This window comes from Sunxiuqinia sp. A32 (assembly GCF_052690465.1).
Genome location: NZ_JBQYLI010000018.1, coordinates 56,242 through 73,662 on the forward strand (window position 1 = coordinate 56,242; position 17,421 = coordinate 73,662).

The 17,421-nt window shown below is 37.6% G+C and carries 12 protein-coding genes; 8 read left to right on the top strand and 4 right to left on the bottom strand.

Annotated features, from left to right (window positions below; translation table 11 throughout):
• Positions 1-8: 8 nt before the first annotated feature.
• Positions 9-1,208, bottom strand: a complete 1,200-nt coding sequence (locus tag ACUNWD_RS16785) for a saccharopine dehydrogenase C-terminal domain-containing protein (protein WP_445589002.1) — start codon at positions 1,206-1,208, stop codon at positions 9-11.
• 168 nt (positions 1,209-1,376) lie between these two features.
• The gene (locus ACUNWD_RS16790) at positions 1,377-2,762 is read right to left on the bottom strand and encodes a methyltransferase RsmF C-terminal domain-like protein (protein WP_445589003.1); all 1,386 of its coding nucleotides are present in this window, start codon (positions 2,760-2,762) and stop codon (positions 1,377-1,379) included.
• A 112-nt stretch (positions 2,763-2,874) separates the two neighbouring features.
• Here ACUNWD_RS16790 and ACUNWD_RS16795 point away from each other — a divergent pair, with 112 nt between their 5' ends.
• Positions 2,875-3,576: a phosphoadenylyl-sulfate reductase gene (locus tag ACUNWD_RS16795; protein WP_445589004.1), complete on the top strand. Its 702-nt coding sequence runs from the start codon at positions 2,875-2,877 to the stop codon at positions 3,574-3,576.
• A gap of 91 nt (positions 3,577-3,667) precedes the next feature.
• Here the strand turns inward: ACUNWD_RS16795 and ACUNWD_RS16800 are convergent, their stop codons facing one another.
• Complete coding sequence (locus ACUNWD_RS16800; protein ID WP_445589005.1) at positions 3,668-4,036, bottom strand: YccF domain-containing protein; 369 nt, start codon at positions 4,034-4,036, stop codon at positions 3,668-3,670.
• Between the two features lie 166 nt (positions 4,037-4,202).
• Positions 4,203-5,639: an MATE family efflux transporter gene (locus ACUNWD_RS16805; protein ID WP_445589006.1), complete on the bottom strand. Its 1,437-nt coding sequence runs from the start codon at positions 5,637-5,639 to the stop codon at positions 4,203-4,205.
• A gap of 228 nt (positions 5,640-5,867) precedes the next feature.
• Here ACUNWD_RS16805 and ACUNWD_RS16810 point away from each other — a divergent pair, with 228 nt between their 5' ends.
• From ACUNWD_RS16810 to ACUNWD_RS16840, 7 genes are all read left to right on the top strand, one after another.
• The gene (locus ACUNWD_RS16810) at positions 5,868-6,575 is read left to right on the top strand and encodes an NAD(P)H-hydrate epimerase (RefSeq protein WP_445589007.1); all 708 of its coding nucleotides are present in this window, start codon (positions 5,868-5,870) and stop codon (positions 6,573-6,575) included.
• Between the two features lie 65 nt (positions 6,576-6,640).
• On the top strand, positions 6,641-8,230 hold the full coding sequence (locus ACUNWD_RS16815; RefSeq protein WP_445589008.1) for a sulfatase: 1,590 nt from the start codon (positions 6,641-6,643) through the stop codon (positions 8,228-8,230).
• 284 nt (positions 8,231-8,514) lie between these two features.
• Positions 8,515-11,571, top strand: coding sequence for a glycosyl hydrolase (locus ACUNWD_RS16820; RefSeq protein WP_445589009.1), 3,057 nt, complete (start codon positions 8,515-8,517; stop codon positions 11,569-11,571).
• A gap of 297 nt (positions 11,572-11,868) precedes the next feature.
• On the top strand, positions 11,869-12,477 hold the full coding sequence (locus ACUNWD_RS16825) for an RNA polymerase sigma factor (protein ID WP_445589010.1): 609 nt from the start codon (positions 11,869-11,871) through the stop codon (positions 12,475-12,477).
• Between the two features lie 158 nt (positions 12,478-12,635).
• Positions 12,636-13,805, top strand: a complete 1,170-nt coding sequence (locus tag ACUNWD_RS16830; RefSeq protein ID WP_445589011.1) for a FecR family protein — start codon at positions 12,636-12,638, stop codon at positions 13,803-13,805.
• Between the two features lie 291 nt (positions 13,806-14,096).
• On the top strand, positions 14,097-17,075 hold the full coding sequence (locus ACUNWD_RS16835; RefSeq protein WP_445589012.1) for a TonB-dependent receptor: 2,979 nt from the start codon (positions 14,097-14,099) through the stop codon (positions 17,073-17,075).
• Positions 17,076-17,147: 72 nt separating this feature from the next.
• On the top strand, positions 17,148-17,408 hold the full coding sequence (locus ACUNWD_RS16840) for a hypothetical protein (RefSeq protein WP_445589013.1): 261 nt from the start codon (positions 17,148-17,150) through the stop codon (positions 17,406-17,408).
• Positions 17,409-17,421 lie beyond the last annotated feature (13 nt).

Below are 17,421 nucleotides of genomic sequence, written 5' to 3' on the forward strand. Positions count from 1 at the left end.
TTCAATTATTAATATTCCATTTCTAATTCAGTATCATGTATTTCATGCCAAGGCAAACCATGCTGGTTTAGCGCTTCCATAAATGGATCCGGATCAAATTCTTCAACGTTGAAAACGCCTTCTTTTTTCCATAATCCTTTTAAGTACATCATTGCTCCAATCATGGCTGGCACACCTGTTGTATAGCTTACAGCCTGTGTTCCGGTTTCTGCATATGCCACTTCATGATCGCAATTATTGTAAACGTAATATGTTTTTTCCTTGCCCTCTTTTAATCCTTTAATGCGGCATCCGATTGAAGTTTGACCTTTATAATTTTCGCCCAGATCGCCAGGGTTTGGCAATACTGCTTTCAAAAATTGAATTGGTACAATTTCTCTTCCTTCGTAGATTACAGGCTCAATTCCTGCCATGCCAATATTTTGTATCACACGTAAATGCGTAAGATACTCTTGTCCAAAAGTCATCCAGAAACGTGCCTGTTTAATGGTTGGGAAATTTTTAACCAATGATTCCAACTCCTCGTGGAAAATCAAGTAAGACTCTTTTGGTCCTATCTCCGGATAATTCAACGGTTTGTGAATCTCATGAGGCTCAGTTTCAACCCACTTCCCATCTTTCCAATATTTTCCTTTTTGGGTTACTTCGCGAATATTGATTTCAGGATTGAAGTTGGTGGCAAAAGCTTTTCCATGATCACCGGCATTACAGTCAACAATATCCAGGTATTGAATTTCATCAAAATGATGTTTGGCCGCATGAGCCGTAAAAATGCTGGTTACTCCAGGATCAAAACCACATCCCAAAATAGCAGTAATTCCAGCTTCTTTAAACCTGTTTTGATAAGCCCATTGCCATTTATATTCAAATTTAGCTTCATCTTTAGGTTCGTAATTGGCTGTGTCCAGGTAACTGGTTTCGGTTTCCAAACAGGCATCCATAATCGGAAGATCCTGATAAGGTAATGCAACATTTACAACCAAGTCGGGTTTAAAACTGCGAATCAATTCTACCAACTGAGGTACATTCTCCGCATCAACCTGTGCTGTTTTAATACGATTGCCTCCAATTTGCTCAGCAATTTGGTCGCATTTTGCTTTGGTGCGACTGGCCAACATGATTTCTGAAAATACTTCAGGAAGTGCAGCCATTTTAGTGGCAACAACTGTTCCCACGCCTCCTGCACCGATAATCAATACTTTTCCCATTTAATTTTTTGTGGTTTTAAAAAGTTATTAATGAGTACCAAAGGAAATAAATTTTTTAGTTCCTCAAAATAGTATTTCGCAGAATTTGACAAAAAAACGAGTATCTAAATTCTGTTGTTTTTTAATTAGTAATTTATTGTTGGTTAACGTATTCCGACAGTAATTTGTTTAAGTTAAATGCCATGGATTTGGTATTTCATTTCCCTGCATTCTGATCCGCCATTCTTTTGGGTAGTAGTTATTGGTTCGAGTACCCAAATTTTTTACAAATCCCAATGAGATATTCTGAAAACTCACCAAATTCCATCCTTTTTTATTTGAGTTGAGGATAATATTTTCCTTACGTAAAAATGAAATCGCTTGCTCTAAGCTTAATTCAACTTTTGGAAATTGTGTGTTTTCAAAATCTACGTTGAATGCTAATTCCTGTGTGGGGATTATTTCCTTATTTTTAATTTGTCCAATAGTGGTACCGACTTTTGCCAGCCTAATTTTTTCTAATAATAGCAGCGTGGTTTTCTCCCAATATTTCGGAATGAATTTCAATTGATCCTGGTGTTGAAAATAGCTTAGCTGAATAGAATTTTGAATCCAGTTTGGAACAGAAATCGAAGGTCTGTTGAGTTTTTGTCTGAAATTTCTCGGAAGACGAATTTGGGATTGTTCTTCGGTTTTTCGAATCAAGCTTATGAAGAATCCTTCACCTTTTACTTTGTGAGGTAAAAATCGATATCCTCGTATTCCGTCAATTTCAATTTCATCAATATTCCATTCGTCGTTGATTGGAATTGGAATGGATTCATAATTGCCTTGACTTTTCAGCCATTTTAGGTTTTCTTCATTTTCGTCCGGATTGAATGTGCAGGTGCTGTAAATTAAGTAGCCTCCCGTTTTTAAAGCCGGCCAGCATTCAGCTATAATCCGACGCTGACGTGTTGCACAAAGCTGGGTATTATCAACAGACCATTCATTGGCGGCTTCCGGTTCTCTGCGAAAAAGCCCTTCACCTGAGCATGGAGCATCTACCACAATTACATCAAACAACCCGCTTAGTTCTCCAAAAGTAGAAGCATCAGAATTACTAACTATAAAATTACTGTGTCCCCATTTTGTCAGATTTTCTACTAAAACCGGCACACGGGATCGAATTACCTCGTTGGCGATTAATAAATCATTTTCATGTATGAGGGAATTAATATGAGTAGATTTTCCACCTGGGGCAGCACACAAATCCAAAACCAATTTTGGGTGATCAATCTCAATCTGCTTAAAGGCCTGCTCTAAAAACATAGAACTGGCTTCTTGTACATAGTATGCTCCTGCATGCCACAGCGGATCAAAAACATAGGAAGGACGTTTATTCAAAAAGAAACCAAAATCAGACCACGGAATTTTTGCTAAATGTTCAGCAAATTTGAATTTTTTATCATTAATTCGGATGCTGTTTTTCGTTTTATTATTCAACGATTGAATAAAAAGCTCCCATTCATCTGGAAATTGACCCTGAATTCGCTCAACAAAATGAGTTGGCCATTGGTTGTTATCTTGGTTCATGATTCAAAAATAAGGATTTTCAATTCAGGTGTAATAGAAAGAGCATTCAATTGAAGTTTTTTTATTTTTGTCATGAATTTGATGATGAATGAATTTTCAGGAGGACAAATAAATGAAAGAATTGGTTTCCAAATTAAATAATGAATTGAAGGAAGCTTCTGCTTTGGAAGTTTTGAAAAAAGTAGCTGATGAGTTTAAAGGTAAGGCCGTTTTTACTACCAGTTTTGGTATTGAAGACCAAGTGATCACCGATATGATTTTTGCCAATGACCTGCCTATTAATGTGGTGACTTTAGATACAGGCCGCTTGTTTGAGGAGACCTACAAAGTTTTTAACCGTACGATTGAAAAGTATGGGAAATCGATTCAAACTTATTTTCCAAAACATGAAGCAGTAGAAAGCATGTTGGAGAAGAAAGGACCTCTCAGTTTTTATTTATCTGTTGAAAATCGGAAAGAATGTTGCAATATTCGTAAAGTTGAGCCACTTGGACGCGCACTGGCTGGAAACGACTGTTGGATCACCGGTTTGAGAGCTTCACAATCGGCAAACCGTGAAGGACTTGAAAAGTTTGTTTGGGATGGAGGTTTTAAATTAATTAAATCCAATCCGCTATTGGATTGGAGTTTGGATGATTGCAGAACGTATGTGAAAGAGAATAATGTTCCGTATAATGTACTGCATGATAAAGGATTTGTCAGCATTGGTTGCGCCCCCTGTACGCGTGCTATTCAGCCAGGCGAAGATTTTCGTGCCGGTCGTTGGTGGTGGGAAAGCAATTCTAAAAAAGAATGCGGACTTCATAAACACTAAAAAAGTAATTGGTCTCAGTATTAAGAAACAGTTTTGGGTGATTTTAAATAATAGCTAAAAGCTTTTTGTTGAGACTGATTGCAAAGACTTCCTAGACGACTCTTCTTCCAAATGGCGTTAAGGCGAGACTCATCAATTTGAAGTGTTGTCTTGCAAGTGGAATACCAATAATGGTTATGGCGAAAAGTAGTCCGAATACCAGGTGTGTTAGTGCTATCCAGATTCCGCCAAAAATTAACCATAGAATATTCATAATGGTTGACAGGCATCCTGGAGCGTAGTCCATGTATTCAATGTTTTTCCCGAAAGGCCAAAGTGCCAATAATGCTAATTTAAAAGTCTGTATTCCGAATGGAATTCCAACGATGGTTAAGCATAAAACCAGTCCACCAATCAGATACTGTAGAAAAACAAGAAAGCCGCCAAATACAATCCAGATAATATTTCCAAGTGTGCTCATGTGTAGATTTTTAATTTTTAGCTAAGTTAAGAAACTGAGCTTGTATAATACGTTGTTTTCGGTGAACATGAGAAAGTTCTGGATTAACATTTTCTATCCGGGGTTTAACGTTTACGAAAAAAAGAAGAACTGCCGGAATTTATCGCAGCAGTCCTCTTTTAAAAATTTATACTTTTCGAAGTTTCCACTTTCCTTTTCTGAAAATGTATATCCCGATTAATGTTAATATCGATTCAGATAACACAATTGAAAAGCAGACTCCAGTTAAGCCAAGATCCCAGGTAATTGATAACAGATAAGCCAAAGGAATCTCGATCATCCAAAAGCAAATCAGGTTAATTTTGGTAGGAGTAAGTGTATCTCCACTGCCATTGAATCCTTGTACTACGACCATCCCAAATGCGTATGATAAAAATCCAACACCCAGCCATTGTAGCGTGACCACTCCACTGCTAACAACGGATGGTTCCTGAATAAACAAGTGAACCAATGCCTCCGGGATCAGTAGAATGATTAATCCCATTGTTCCCATCATAGCTAAGTTGACGTAGCCCGTAATCCATACGGAACGTTCAGCTCTTTCTGGCTGCTTCGCTCCTAAATTTTGACCAACCAAGGTTGCTGCAGCATTGGATAATCCCCACGATGGTAAAAGAGCAAATACGATAATTCGTATGGCGATTGTGTAACCAGCCAACACTTCAGCTCCAAGGTGAGAAATCATGCGCACCATGATAATCCAGCTGGAAGTTGCAATCAGGTATTGAAATATTCCGCCAATGGAAAGTTTCAATATTTTAAACATGACGTGCGGACGTATTCCAAGGTTTTTCCATCCCAAATGAATCCTTCCATTGCCTCTAAATAAAAGGTAGAATTGATAAACTACTGCAATTCCACGTCCGATTGTTGTTGCAATTGCTGCGCCTTTAATTCCGAGTTCAGGGAAGGGGCCCAACCCAAAAATCAGAACAGGATCGAGTATTAAATTAATAATATTGGCAATCCACAGTACTCGCATGGAAATTGCTGCATCACCTGCACTTCGAAAAACGGCATTGATAATGAACAGCAGCATAATTATGGCATTTCCCCCGAACATAATCTGAGGATACCAATAACCTTCATCAGCCATGCTTGCTGTGGCTCCCATAATTTTTAGGAACTCTTTTGAAAAGATAATTCCAGGAATTGCAATTAGTACTGAAAATGACAATCCAACCAAGATTGCTTGAAATGCGACATTCCCCGCTTTTCCTGCCTTTTTTTCCCCAATACGCCTGGCAACTAGGGCCGTAGTCGCAGTACTCAAGCCAATTCCAATTGCATAAACAATAGTCATAACCGATTCTGTAATTCCAACTGTTGCTACGGCATCGGCACCCAACCTGGAAACAAAAAAGATGTCAACGACAGCAAAAACAGATTCCATAACCATTTCCAAAATCATGGGAATTGACAATAGAAAAATAGCTTTTCCAACGCTGGTTGCAGTAAAATCTCGTTCACTTCCGGCTACGGATTCTTTGATATCTGACCAAAGTTCCTTCCAATTAATAGATGAAAGTTTACTTATCGACAAAATTTGTTTTTTGTCTGACATTATATAGAAATTAAAAAATGAATAAAATGATTAATTAAAACAAAATGGTATGCGCAAGAGTTCTGTGACCTTGACAGTTCTTAGCAGGTGGCCTGAGTAAAAGTGACCGGAAGGGAGATTGTATTCATGATTAGTCCTCCATTTGTTTGCGACAAAAGTAGTACATTTATACTTTATGAAGCAAGCTTTTTTTACATTATCTACTTATTAACAACTTAAACTTGCGTTATGCGATCGGTACCATATATTACTACCCAGCAAATGATTGAAGTTGATAAGTTAATGATGGAGTATTACCGGATTGGGTTGCTTCAGATGATGGAAATGGCTGGATTTAATTTGGCCACGCTTGCAAAAAGGCGGTTTAATCTGAAAGATGATGACAACATATTAGTATTGGCTGGTACAGGTGGTAATGGTGGTGGAGTATTGGTTGCGGCCCGACATCTTTCCAACTGGGGCATGGATGTAAGTGTTCAACTTAGCAATTCAATCGATCATTTCAAACAAGTTTCGTTGCACCAATTGGATATTCTGGAGAAGATGAACGTGCCGATTATAGAGAATACAAACGGGCGAAATTTTCATTTAATTATTGATGGATTAATCGGATATAGTTTGCGCGGAAATCCTCGGGAACGAGTTTCCAGAATGATTGTTGAAGCAAACGAGAACCTTGCACCAGTTTTAAGTCTGGATGTTCCTTCAGGAATGGATTCAACTTCTGGTAAAATAAATAATCCCTGCATCGTTGCCGAAGCGACAATGACATTAGCGTTACCAAAATCTGGATTTCTAAATAAAAAATCAAAGCCAAATGTTGGTGAATTATACTTATCCGATATTAGTGTTCCTCCTGAACTTTATCAACGAATGGGGCTGATAGAAGCGGCATTCCCCATTTTTAGTGAAGAAAATATTATCCAACTATTTTAAAATTTCAAAGATTTCGGATAACATGAAATACTTGTTCTTTTAAAAAACTAAACAAGCCTGAAATTATGCAATCAATTAGTGTTAAAGTTGTTTTAATGGCTTCCATACTTTTATTCTTATCGTGTCAAAAAAAGAATAATTCAGTTGAATTCAAGAAGCCAAATGTCCTTTTTATTTTGGCTGATGATCTGGGAGAATATGATTTAAGCTGCATTGGAAGCCAATACTATGAGACACCTAACATTGATCGCATCGCAAATGAGGGAATGGTTTTTACTCAAGGGTATGCTAATTGTCAGGTTTGTAGCCCTTCGCGAGCAAGTATTTTATCAGGTAAAACACCTGCAAGGCATGGTATTACTGACTGGATTGGAGCTGCAACTGGAGAAAATTGGAGAAAAACAGGGAGGCATAATCAATTATTACCCCCAAATTATTTACATCAACTGCCTTCTGAATATATTACGTTGCCTGAAGCAATGAAAGAGGCTGGGTACAAAACTTTTTTTGCAGGGAAGTGGCATTTAGGAGCAAAGGGGTCATGGCCGGAAGATCATGGTTTTGATATAAATATTGGTGGTTGGGACGCTGGTAGTCCTGCTGGTGGTTATTTTTCGCCATGGGAAAATCCAAATTTGGAGAATCAAAAAGATGGCGAGAATTTGTCATTGAGACTTGCTCGTGAAACAGTTGACTTCATTAAATCCCATAAGGATACTTCATTTTTTGCTTACTTGTCGTTTTATGCGGTTCATGGTCCTATACAAACATCAGAAGAAAAATGGGCAAAATATAGAGATAAAGCCGAAGCGATTGGAATTGCTGAAAGCGGCTATGAAATGGGGCATTTCCTTCCTATTCGTCAGGTTCAGGATAATCCTGTTTATGCTGGCTTGGTAGAAACGATGGATGATGCAGTTGGTATTGTTTTGAATGCGTTGAATGAGCTTGGTTTGGCGGAAAATACGATAATTATTTTTACTTCAGACAATGGCGGAGTTGCTGCGGGAGATTCGTTTTCTACTTCAAATAAACCTCTCAGGGCTGGTAAAGGGTACCAATATGAAGGTGGTATCAGGGAGCCTTATTTTATTAAGGTTCCGGGTGTAACAAAAGGAAATCAAACTTGTGAAATTCCTGTGACGGGTGCTGATTTTTATCCGACAATTCTAACCTTAGTTGGTGTCGAATTAAAACCAGAAGAACATTTGGATGGAGTAAGCCTTCTTCCATTGTTAAAAGGAGAAAGTATTGCCGAAAGGGCTTTGTATTGGCACTATCCGCATTATGGAAATCAAGGCGGTGAGCCATCATCAATAATTCGGGATGGTGATTGGAAACTGATTCATTATTATGAAGATGGGCGAGAGGAACTTTATAATTTAAAAGCAGATCTGGAAGAAACCACCGATATTGCATCTGAAAATCCGGATAAAGTGACGGAATTAAATGCGAAGCTTTTTGATTATTTGAATAAAGTTGGAGCAAAGTTTCCTGAGAAAGATCCGCTATATGATGCCCAAAAGGAAAAGAATTACCTGGATAATGTACGACATGAAAAATTGCCAGCTTTGGAAAAACAGCGTTTGCTTTATTTGTCAAAAGATTTTGATCCCGAAAATCATTGGTGGGGAAGTCAGGTTACAGAAGATTAAGTCAATCGGTTAATAACTGAGAGCTAAAGGATTTAAAATTCAATATAGATATAAAATTTGCAAACCATTTTGTGTACATCTATACTTGCAAGTCATTCATTTGAAAAATCTATGGCATGTGGTATGGTTCGTATCTGCTTTAGAATTAAACAGAAATAGGTTGTAAAGAAGGAAAAGAGGTGTAGCTGGACGGTACGGGATGGGAATGTAGTCGGTTTGTTTTTATTTAGCTAATTCCCGTTCTCTTAGATAAAAGTAATCGTGAAACTAACAAACCAACACCGATGAAATATAATTTATTTCCTGGCTTAATCGTGCTCTCATGGCTATTATGCAATGGATGCAATAGTTCCAATGATTTGAATGCCGAATCAGTTATTTCAATTGATGATATGAGAGAAGCTTTTATTTCACCTCCAGATTCGGCACGACCCGGAGTTTACTGGTATTTCATGGATGGCAACATGTCGAAAGAAGCCATGACAAAAGACCTGGAGTCGATGAAAGAAGTTGGTATCGGAAATCTCGTTTTCCTTGAAGTTAATGTAGGTGTACCTCGAGGCCCTGTTGATTTATTGAGCGATGAATGGCAGGACTTGTTCACGCATGCGGTTCGGGAATCTGAGCGGCTGGGTATTGCTATTACACTTGGTGTTGGCCCTGGCTGGTCGGGAAGCGGTGGCCCGTGGGTATCCGGAAATGAATCGATGCAACATTTGGTTTCAAGTAGTGTTCAAGTTTCAGGCAATAATACTACGCCTCTAATTCTTCCAAAACCAGCACCAAAACCTCCTTATTTCGGAGAGGGTAGTTTTACACCCGAACTGAAAAAACGGTGGGAAGACTATTATGAAGATGTTGCAGTGCTGGCATTCCCAACTCCATCTTCTGATTTTAAGATTGATGGCATCGATGAAAAAGCACTCTATTATCGGGAACCATACACTTCAAAACAAGGAGTCAAACAATTTTTTCCATCGTTGCCTATTTACAAAGAACCTGTGTCGGGGACGTCTATCCCACAAAATAAAATTATTGATGTCACCAGATTTCTGAAGCCTGACGGTACTATAGAATGGAATGTGCCTTCAGGAAACTGGACAATCATGCGGTTTGGAAGTAGAAATAATGGAGCAGTTACAAGGCCAGCTCCAATGCCGGGTATTGGTTTTGAAGCTGATAAAATGGATACGACAGCTATTAACGAACATTTGGCAAATTTTACGGGTAAGCTGTTTGAGAAAATAGGTCTTCCTGATAAAAATATTCCTGGTGGATTAAAAACGCTTCATATGGATAGCTGGGAAATGGGTGCACAGAATTGGACGCCTCATTTTCGAGAGGAATTCAAAAAAAGAAGAGCTTATGATCCACTTCCGTATTATCCCGTTTATTCGGGCTTAGTAGTTGAAAGTTTGGAGAAAAGTGAACGTTTTTTATGGGATCTACGGCAGACTTCAATGGAATTGGTAATTGAAAACCATGCCAGACATCTTAAAAAGTACGGACAAAAGTACAATCTTGGGTTTTCAATCGAACCATACGATATGAATCCAACTGCCGACATGGAATTGGGTGCAGTGGCCGATGTTCCGATGTGCGAATTCTGGAGCAAAGGATATGGATTTAATTCAACATTTAGCTGTATTCAGGCCGCTTCTATCGCACACGTTAACGGTCAGTCAGTAGTGGCCGCCGAAGCGTTCACCGCTGATCGTGATGCCTGGAAACAGTATCCCGGGTCGATGAAAAATCAGGGGGATTGGGCGTTTGCTACTGGAATAAACAGGTTTGTGTATCATACTTTTCAGCATCAATGTTTAAATGATAATTTGAAACCCGGAATGACCATGGGACCTTATGGTGTGCATTGGGACCGGAGCCAAACCTGGTGGCCGATGGCTAATGAATATCATCGATATATTACCCGTTGCCAGTATATTTTAAGACAAGGTCGTACTGTAGCTGATATTTTGTATTTAACCCCAGAAGGTGCGCCGCATGTATTTCGGGCTCCTTCTTCTGCAATGACCGAAGACGAAGTGCTTCCTGATCGGAAAGGCTATAATTTTGATGGATGTTCACCATCCCAATTGCTTACTGCTGCTGTTAAAGAAAAGCGGATTGTTTTTCCGGGAGGTGCAACTTATCAGTTACTCGTATTGCCAGCAATGAAAACGATGACTCCTGAATTATTGAATAAAATTGAAGCGCTTGTAAAAGCAGGTGCAGTAATTGTTGGAAATCCTCCTCTGAAATCACCCAGTTTGGTGAATTATCCAGCTTGCGATCAATTGGTTTCTGAACAAGCAAAATCAATGTGGGGCGGTTCTTTCATTCCTAATGAAGTTTCAGAAAATCAATATGGGAAAGGTAGCATATATTGGGGGGGAAGTCTGTCAAATATTACTTTGCCCGAACTTTATCCAAATTATGATACGACTGTTGAATTGATGAAAAAGATGAGTTTGCAACAGGATTTTGAAGCAGATGAATCGATCAGATATACTCATCGTGTTCTGGAAAATGGCGATATTTACTATGTTTCGAATAAGACAGGAGGCAAGGTGCGAACAGAGTGTACATTCCGCGTCAGCGAAGGTGCTCCTGAGTTATGGGATCCAATTACCGGAGAAATCAGATTGCTTCCTGAATTTGCGATTCAGAATGGACGCATTAATATTCCATTGCAATTTGATGCTTATCAAAGCTATTTTATTGTTTTTAATAGGGACAATAAAGTGGATAATAAAAAGGCGAATGGTGCAAAAAACTTTATTGCCGCTCAGGTTTTAATGGAAGTGGAAAGTCCGTGGAATGTTTCATTCGATCCGAAATGGGGAGGCCCTGAAAATATTATTTTCGATCAACTAGAAGATTGGACAAAAAATAAGAAGGATGGAATAAAGTATTATTCGGGAATTGCAAATTACCACAATACGATACAAATTCCGGATAGCATTGTGGCTAACAAGAATATGGAACTGCTTCTTGATCTTGGAGAAGTAAATAATCTCGCACGGGTTAGAATTAATGGGAAAGACGTTGGAGTGGTTTGGACTGCTCCTTATCAATTAAATATATCCGACCTAATTCTTCCAGGTATTAACCAGATTGACATAGAAGTGGCCAATCTTTGGCCGAATAGATTGATTGGTGATGAACAGCTCCCGGATGATGGAATAAAAAACGGGCAGTGGCCCGATTGGCTTGTCAATAATCAACCGAGAACATCAGGTAGGTATACATTTACTACCCACAAATTCTATACTAAGGATTCTCCATTGATAAAATCAGGGTTGATTGGACCAGTGAGGGTAGTTACTAAGCCACGAAACTAATTGATTGGAAATTTTTTTATTGAGAAGAATAGTTGATGGTGTAATGCAACGGATACCGTTACTTCACGGTTGGGTGTTGTAATTTTTAAGCGTTTTAGGAATATGATGTTGAACATAGTAAATTGAAATATATGCAATTGAAAACTTGATAGATTGTTTCTTTTGTTTTTTTTGTAGTTTTAACGGCTGTGGAGTTAATGGTTGATTCAGATAAATTTCCATCACAAATATATTACTTCCATCTAACTGTATTTATATCGTGGAGATTCTGTTATGTGGATTGCATAGTTGATATTGATGAAAGCTTTAAATTCAGCAGATATAGAAGTTTGGAAAAGATTTAAGAATGGCGAAAATGAGGCGCTATCGTTAATCTATTCAGAGAATTCAAGAAAACTATATTCTTTTGGTTTAAAAATTACGTCAAATCGATCCATAATCGAAGATTCAATTCAGGATCTTTTTTGTGACCTGGTAAAAAACCGAAGCAACCTTGGCGATCCAGATAACATTCTCAGTTATTTAATTCAATCATTCAAACGACGTTTATTAAGACAGCTCAATAAGGAGAATCGATATAGCTTGAATAATAATGATGAAGATTACATCTTCGATATTGCCTATTCAATTGAACATGACATTATTCTTGAAGAAAAGTCCAATAGGAAAGTTATATTGTTAGGCAGAGCTGTAACCAAATTAACACCCAGACAAAAAGAAGCAATTTACCTTAAATTTACTGAACGATTAGAGTATGGGCAGATTGCTGAAATTATGGATATGAGTATTGAAGGGTGTCGAAATCTTACTTATAGGGCAATTAAATCACTAAAAGACTCTATTCAATCGAATGGTTCACTCTTGTTTCTCGTATGGAGAAAGTTTAAATCAATCAAAAAATATTGACTTTTTTTGAATTGTTTACTTATTGCATGTTAGTGTTCTATCGTGTGTTTTTATTCTCACTTCTTTTCATCTGTGTCTTTTTTTCAAAAAAAAATAAAATAATTGATGATGTTTTAATTTTTGATGTCTCTATTAAAATATTGAGGAGATAAGACTATATGCAAAGAGATAAATATATTGTATTTAATACAACCGAGGAATTTATTCATGATAATGAATTTGTATTATGGGTGTTGAATCCAGATAGGGAGCTAGACGAATTTTGGAGTTCATTCATTCAAGATTATCCAGAGAAAATAAAATATATTAAAGATGCTGCCCTGATAATTAAATCGATACAACCTATTGAATCTGAAGTGTCAGAAAAGAGATTAAATGAAATATTTCAAAAGGTACTATTATCAGATAAACCAATAAAAAGACGGTATTATTTTGGATTAAAGTATGCTGCAGGAATCATTGTTTTATGTGCGATTGGCAGCTTAATATGGTTGTCTGTTAATTTAACGCATCAGTTCCCTATAGAAGCGGATAATGGATCTGTTCGAAAAGGGAAAATCATACTTGCTAACGGATCTACCAGAGAATTTGATACTGAGCAGACCACCATTCGACAAATATCAACTGGCAAGCTCACTATAAATAATGACACTCTGGAAGAAAAATCAAATAAGCCTTCAGCGGCAATGAATCAAATAATTATCCCATACGGGAAAAGAACAGATGTTGTTCTTGCTGATGGTACGCACATCTGGCTTAATTCTGGAAGTCAATTATCTTACCCCGAAGAATTCAAGCCAGATTCTCGCGAAGTGTATTTGTCGGGGGAAGCATTTTTCGAAGTAAAATCCAATCCGGACAAACCATTTTATGTAGTTACTCGAGATATAAAGATAAAGGTGTTTGGAACGAGTTTTAATGTAACATCTTATGAAGAAGATAAAACTATAGAAACGGTATTAGTTGAAGGTAAAATATCGGCTGGAAGAAATAAGTTGTTTGCAAAATCAATTAATCTGACGCCTGGAGAACGAATGACCTATGATAAAAAGAATGAAAATCTATCTACTGATAAAGTCGATGTCAGAATGTATTCATCTTGGGTAAATGGATACTTGATTTTTCAAAATGTACCACTAGTTGAGATTTTCAAAAAACTTGAACGCTTTTATAATAAGGAGATTCGTGTTGAGACTGATTTGGGTAGAATAACATTTTCAGGAAAACTTGATTTGAAAGATGATATTGAAGATGTACTTGATAATATATCATTTACTTCTGCAGTAAAAGTATTTAGAACAAATGGATTATATATAATAAAAAAGTAGTGCCAATGAGATAAATTACAACAACTGGAGTACTTAAAAATTTTAAAAAAAAACCGGGGAGAGCGTCGAAACAAACCCCGGATTAATGAGAATTAACTGACCTTAATTAGGTCAATTTTCAATCTATTAACGAACAAATCTATGAAAAAAAAATTAAAGGAGGGGGGCATATCTCGATGTCTCCTGAAAAACTTTTTGGTTATGCGTATAACTCTGTTTCTCATTCTTTTGAGTTCAGCTTTTTCGTTCAGCTCTAATAGTTATTCACAGAGCACTAGACTTTCGCTTCATATGAATAACGCAATTGTAAAAGAGGTGTTGATGGCAATTGAAAATAAGAGCGAGTTTATATTCTTCTATCAGGATCAGAATATTGATCTGGAAAGGAGAGTTGATATTCAGGTTGATAGTGAAGAAATTGGAGAAATACTTGATCAGTTATTTTATGGGTCATCAAATGTTTATACCATCAGGGATCGACAAATAATAATTGGGAAATCTACAAGAAGATTGAAACGAAGGAATTATTCTGTCGAAAGGATTTTCGAGGATTTAGAACAATTGCAAACGAGGGAAGTAACTGGTACTGTATATGACAATGATGGCATGCCAATTCCTGGTGCAAGTATTATTATAAAAGGAACAACGAAAGGAACAGTAACGAATAATGATGGTGCATTTAGTTTGGATGTAGAAGAAAATTCTACACTTCTTGTTTCCTTTATCGGATATGAATCAAAGGAGATAGAAATTGGAAGCAGGACAGCAATACACATTAATTTAAAAGAATCTGTTGAAGCGATTGAAGATGTTACCGTCGTTGCATTTGCAAAGCAGAAGAAAGAAAGTGTGATTGCATCGATTACCACAGTGAAACCGTCAGAATTAAAAGTTCCATCAAGCAATTTAACTACCGCTTTGGCAGGCCGCATGTCTGGTTTGATTTCATATCAGCGAAGCGGTGAGCCTGGGAAGGACAATGCGCAGTTTTTTATTCGCGGTGTAACCACGTTTGGCTATAAAAAAGATCCGCTTATTTTGATTGATAACAATGAAGTAACTACTCAAGAGTTGGCGCGTATTCAGACTGATGATATCGCTAGTTTCTCAATTATGAAAGATGCGACAGCAACTGCACTTTACGGATCACGCGGTGCAAATGGAGTTATCTTGGTTACTACAAAAGAGGGTGTTGAAGGAAAAGGGCAGATAAGCGTTCGATTTGAGAATGCCATATCCAAGCCAACGAGTATGGTCGATCTTGCCGATCCAATAACTTATATGTTATTGCATAATGAGGCAGTACGTACAAGGAATCCACTTGGTGTTACACCATACTCTCCCAATAAAATAGCAAATACAATTGCAGGTGGTAATCCATATATATATCCTGCGACTGATTGGTACAAAACCCTGTTTAAAGATCAGACACTTAATCGCCGATTGAACTTTAATGTAAGTGGTGGTGGAAGAATTGCACGTTATTATCTTGCAGGAAGTTTAGTTGATGATAGTGGGATACTTAAAGTTGATGAAAAGAACAACTTCAATAATAACATTAAGCTGAAACGCTATATGTTGCGCTCCAACGTAAACATCAATATAACCAAAACCACAGAAGCAATTGTCCGACTACACGGGGCATTTGATGATTATTCTGGCCCAATAGATGGAGGAGAAGAATTATATAAGAAAGTAATGAGAACAAATCCGGTTCTCTTTCCTGCATATTACGAACCAGATGCGGCCAATGAATTTACTCAGCACATCTTATTTGGTAATTTTGATAAGGGACAGTATAACAATCCGTATGCAGATATGACAAAAGGCTATAAGGATTATACTATATCACAGATGTCGGCTCAATTCGAATTGAAGCAACAACTTGATTTTATTACTGAAGGACTTTCTTTACGAGGTATGTTTAATACAAACCGGTATTCTTATTTTGATGTGTCACGTTATTATAATCCATTTTATTATAGTGTTTCTACTTATGACAAAGAGTCTGAAGTATACACTTTGAATTCACTAAATGAAACTAGTGGGACAGAATACCTGGATTATAGGGAAGGCAACAAGCAAGTAAATTCAACAACTTATTTTGAAACGGCTCTGAGTTGGAATCGCACATTCGAAGATAAGCATGCTTTAAGTGGGCTGATGGTTTATACAATGCGAGAACAATTATATGCCAATGCCGGAGACCTTCAGAGGTCATTGCCCTATAGGAATCTGGGGTTGGCAGGTCGTGCAACGTATGCATATGACTCTCGTTATTTTATTGAAGCTAACTTTGGTTACAATGGATCTGAGCGTTTTTCCAAGAAAGAGCGTTTTGGATTTTTCCCCTCTGCAGGTTTAGGATGGTATATATCCAATGAGGCATTTTGGCCAGAATCATTAGCCAAAACTGTCAACAAGCTTAAGTTAAAAGCAACCTATGGTTTGGTTGGTAATGATGCCATTGGTAATGAAAACGATAGATTTTTCTATCTTTCTAATGTAAACATGAATGATGGGAATTTAGCATCTTCATTCGGTACATATGGAAATGCCGGCGGTCGTACATTGAACGGTATTTCAATCTCTCGATATCCTAATGATAATATCACCTGGGAAACTGCTGAAAAGTTAAATATAGGTGTTGAGCTTGGTTTGTGGAATGAATTGGATATTCAGGCAGATATCTTCGCTGAAGATCGATCTAATATTCTGATGACTCGTTCTTCGATACCAACAACAATGGGATTGCAGTCTGATGTTCGCGCCAATGTAGGTAAAGCATCTAGTAAAGGGGTCGATATTTCATTAAACTACAATCACTCCTTTAATAAAGATTTGTGGATTACAGGAATGGCAAACTTCACTTATGCAAAAAGTGAATTTACGGTTTTTGAAGAGCCTAATTATTCTGACACTCCCTGGAAATCACACGTTGGTTATTCTTTAAATCAAAATTGGGGCTATGTTGCCGAACGTTTATTTGTAGATGAGGAGGAAATTCGTAATTCACCTACTCAGTTTGGCGACTATAAAGCCGGTGATATTAAGTATAAAGATATCAATGGTGATGGTAAAATTACTGAACTTGACCAGGTGCCGCTTGGATATCCGACCAGCCCTGAAATTGTTTACGGTTTCGGTTTTTCCGGAGGATGGAAAGGATTTGACCTGTCTTGTTTCTTTCAAGGACTGGCTCATGAGTCATTCTGGATTGATGCCAATGCAACTTCTCCATTTATTGATGGACAAAATGCCCTGCTGTAAGCTTACGCCAATGACCACTGGTCGGAGGACAATCGTAACATATATGCTTTATGGCCTCGTTTATCAGAAACGTTGATAGGAAACAATCTTCAAACGTCGAGCTGGTTTATGCGAGATGGCTCATTCCTTCGATTGAAATCAGTTGAATTTGGTTACACTTTGCCTTCGAGGATCATTTCAAAAGCAAAAATGACCAACCTGCGTGTTTATTTTAGCGGTACAAACCTGTTGACCATCAGTAAGTTTGATCTTTGGGATCCGGAAATGGGAGGTAACGGTTTAGGGTACCCAATTCAGAAAGTGTATAATTTTGGAATTCAACTTTCCTTTTAAAAATTGAATTGTT

Bases quoted from the DNA above. Each gene is read 5' to 3' on its own strand.
- ACUNWD_RS16800 (WP_445589005.1), bottom strand. From the start codon at position 4,036: ATGAGCACACTTGGAAATATTATCTGGATTGTATTTGGCGGCTTTCTT.
- ACUNWD_RS16825 (WP_445589010.1), top strand. From the start codon at position 11,869: ATGAAAGCTTTAAATTCAGCAGATATAGAAGTTTGGAAAAGATTTAAG.
- ACUNWD_RS16830 (WP_445589011.1), top strand. From the start codon at position 12,636: ATGCAAAGAGATAAATATATTGTATTTAATACAACCGAGGAATTTATT.
- ACUNWD_RS16820 (WP_445589009.1), top strand. From the start codon at position 8,515: ATGAAATATAATTTATTTCCTGGCTTAATCGTGCTCTCATGGCTATTA.
- ACUNWD_RS16810 (WP_445589007.1), top strand. From the start codon at position 5,868: ATGCGATCGGTACCATATATTACTACCCAGCAAATGATTGAAGTTGAT.
- ACUNWD_RS16790 (WP_445589003.1), bottom strand. From the start codon at position 2,762: ATGAACCAAGATAACAACCAATGGCCAACTCATTTTGTTGAGCGAATT.
- ACUNWD_RS16785 (WP_445589002.1), bottom strand. From the start codon at position 1,208: ATGGGAAAAGTATTGATTATCGGTGCAGGAGGCGTGGGAACAGTTGTT.
- ACUNWD_RS16805 (WP_445589006.1), bottom strand. From the start codon at position 5,639: ATGTCAGACAAAAAACAAATTTTGTCGATAAGTAAACTTTCATCTATT.
- ACUNWD_RS16815 (WP_445589008.1), top strand. From the start codon at position 6,641: ATGCAATCAATTAGTGTTAAAGTTGTTTTAATGGCTTCCATACTTTTA.
- ACUNWD_RS16835 (WP_445589012.1), top strand. From the start codon at position 14,097: ATGAATAACGCAATTGTAAAAGAGGTGTTGATGGCAATTGAAAATAAG.
- ACUNWD_RS16795 (WP_445589004.1), top strand. From the start codon at position 2,875: ATGAAAGAATTGGTTTCCAAATTAAATAATGAATTGAAGGAAGCTTCT.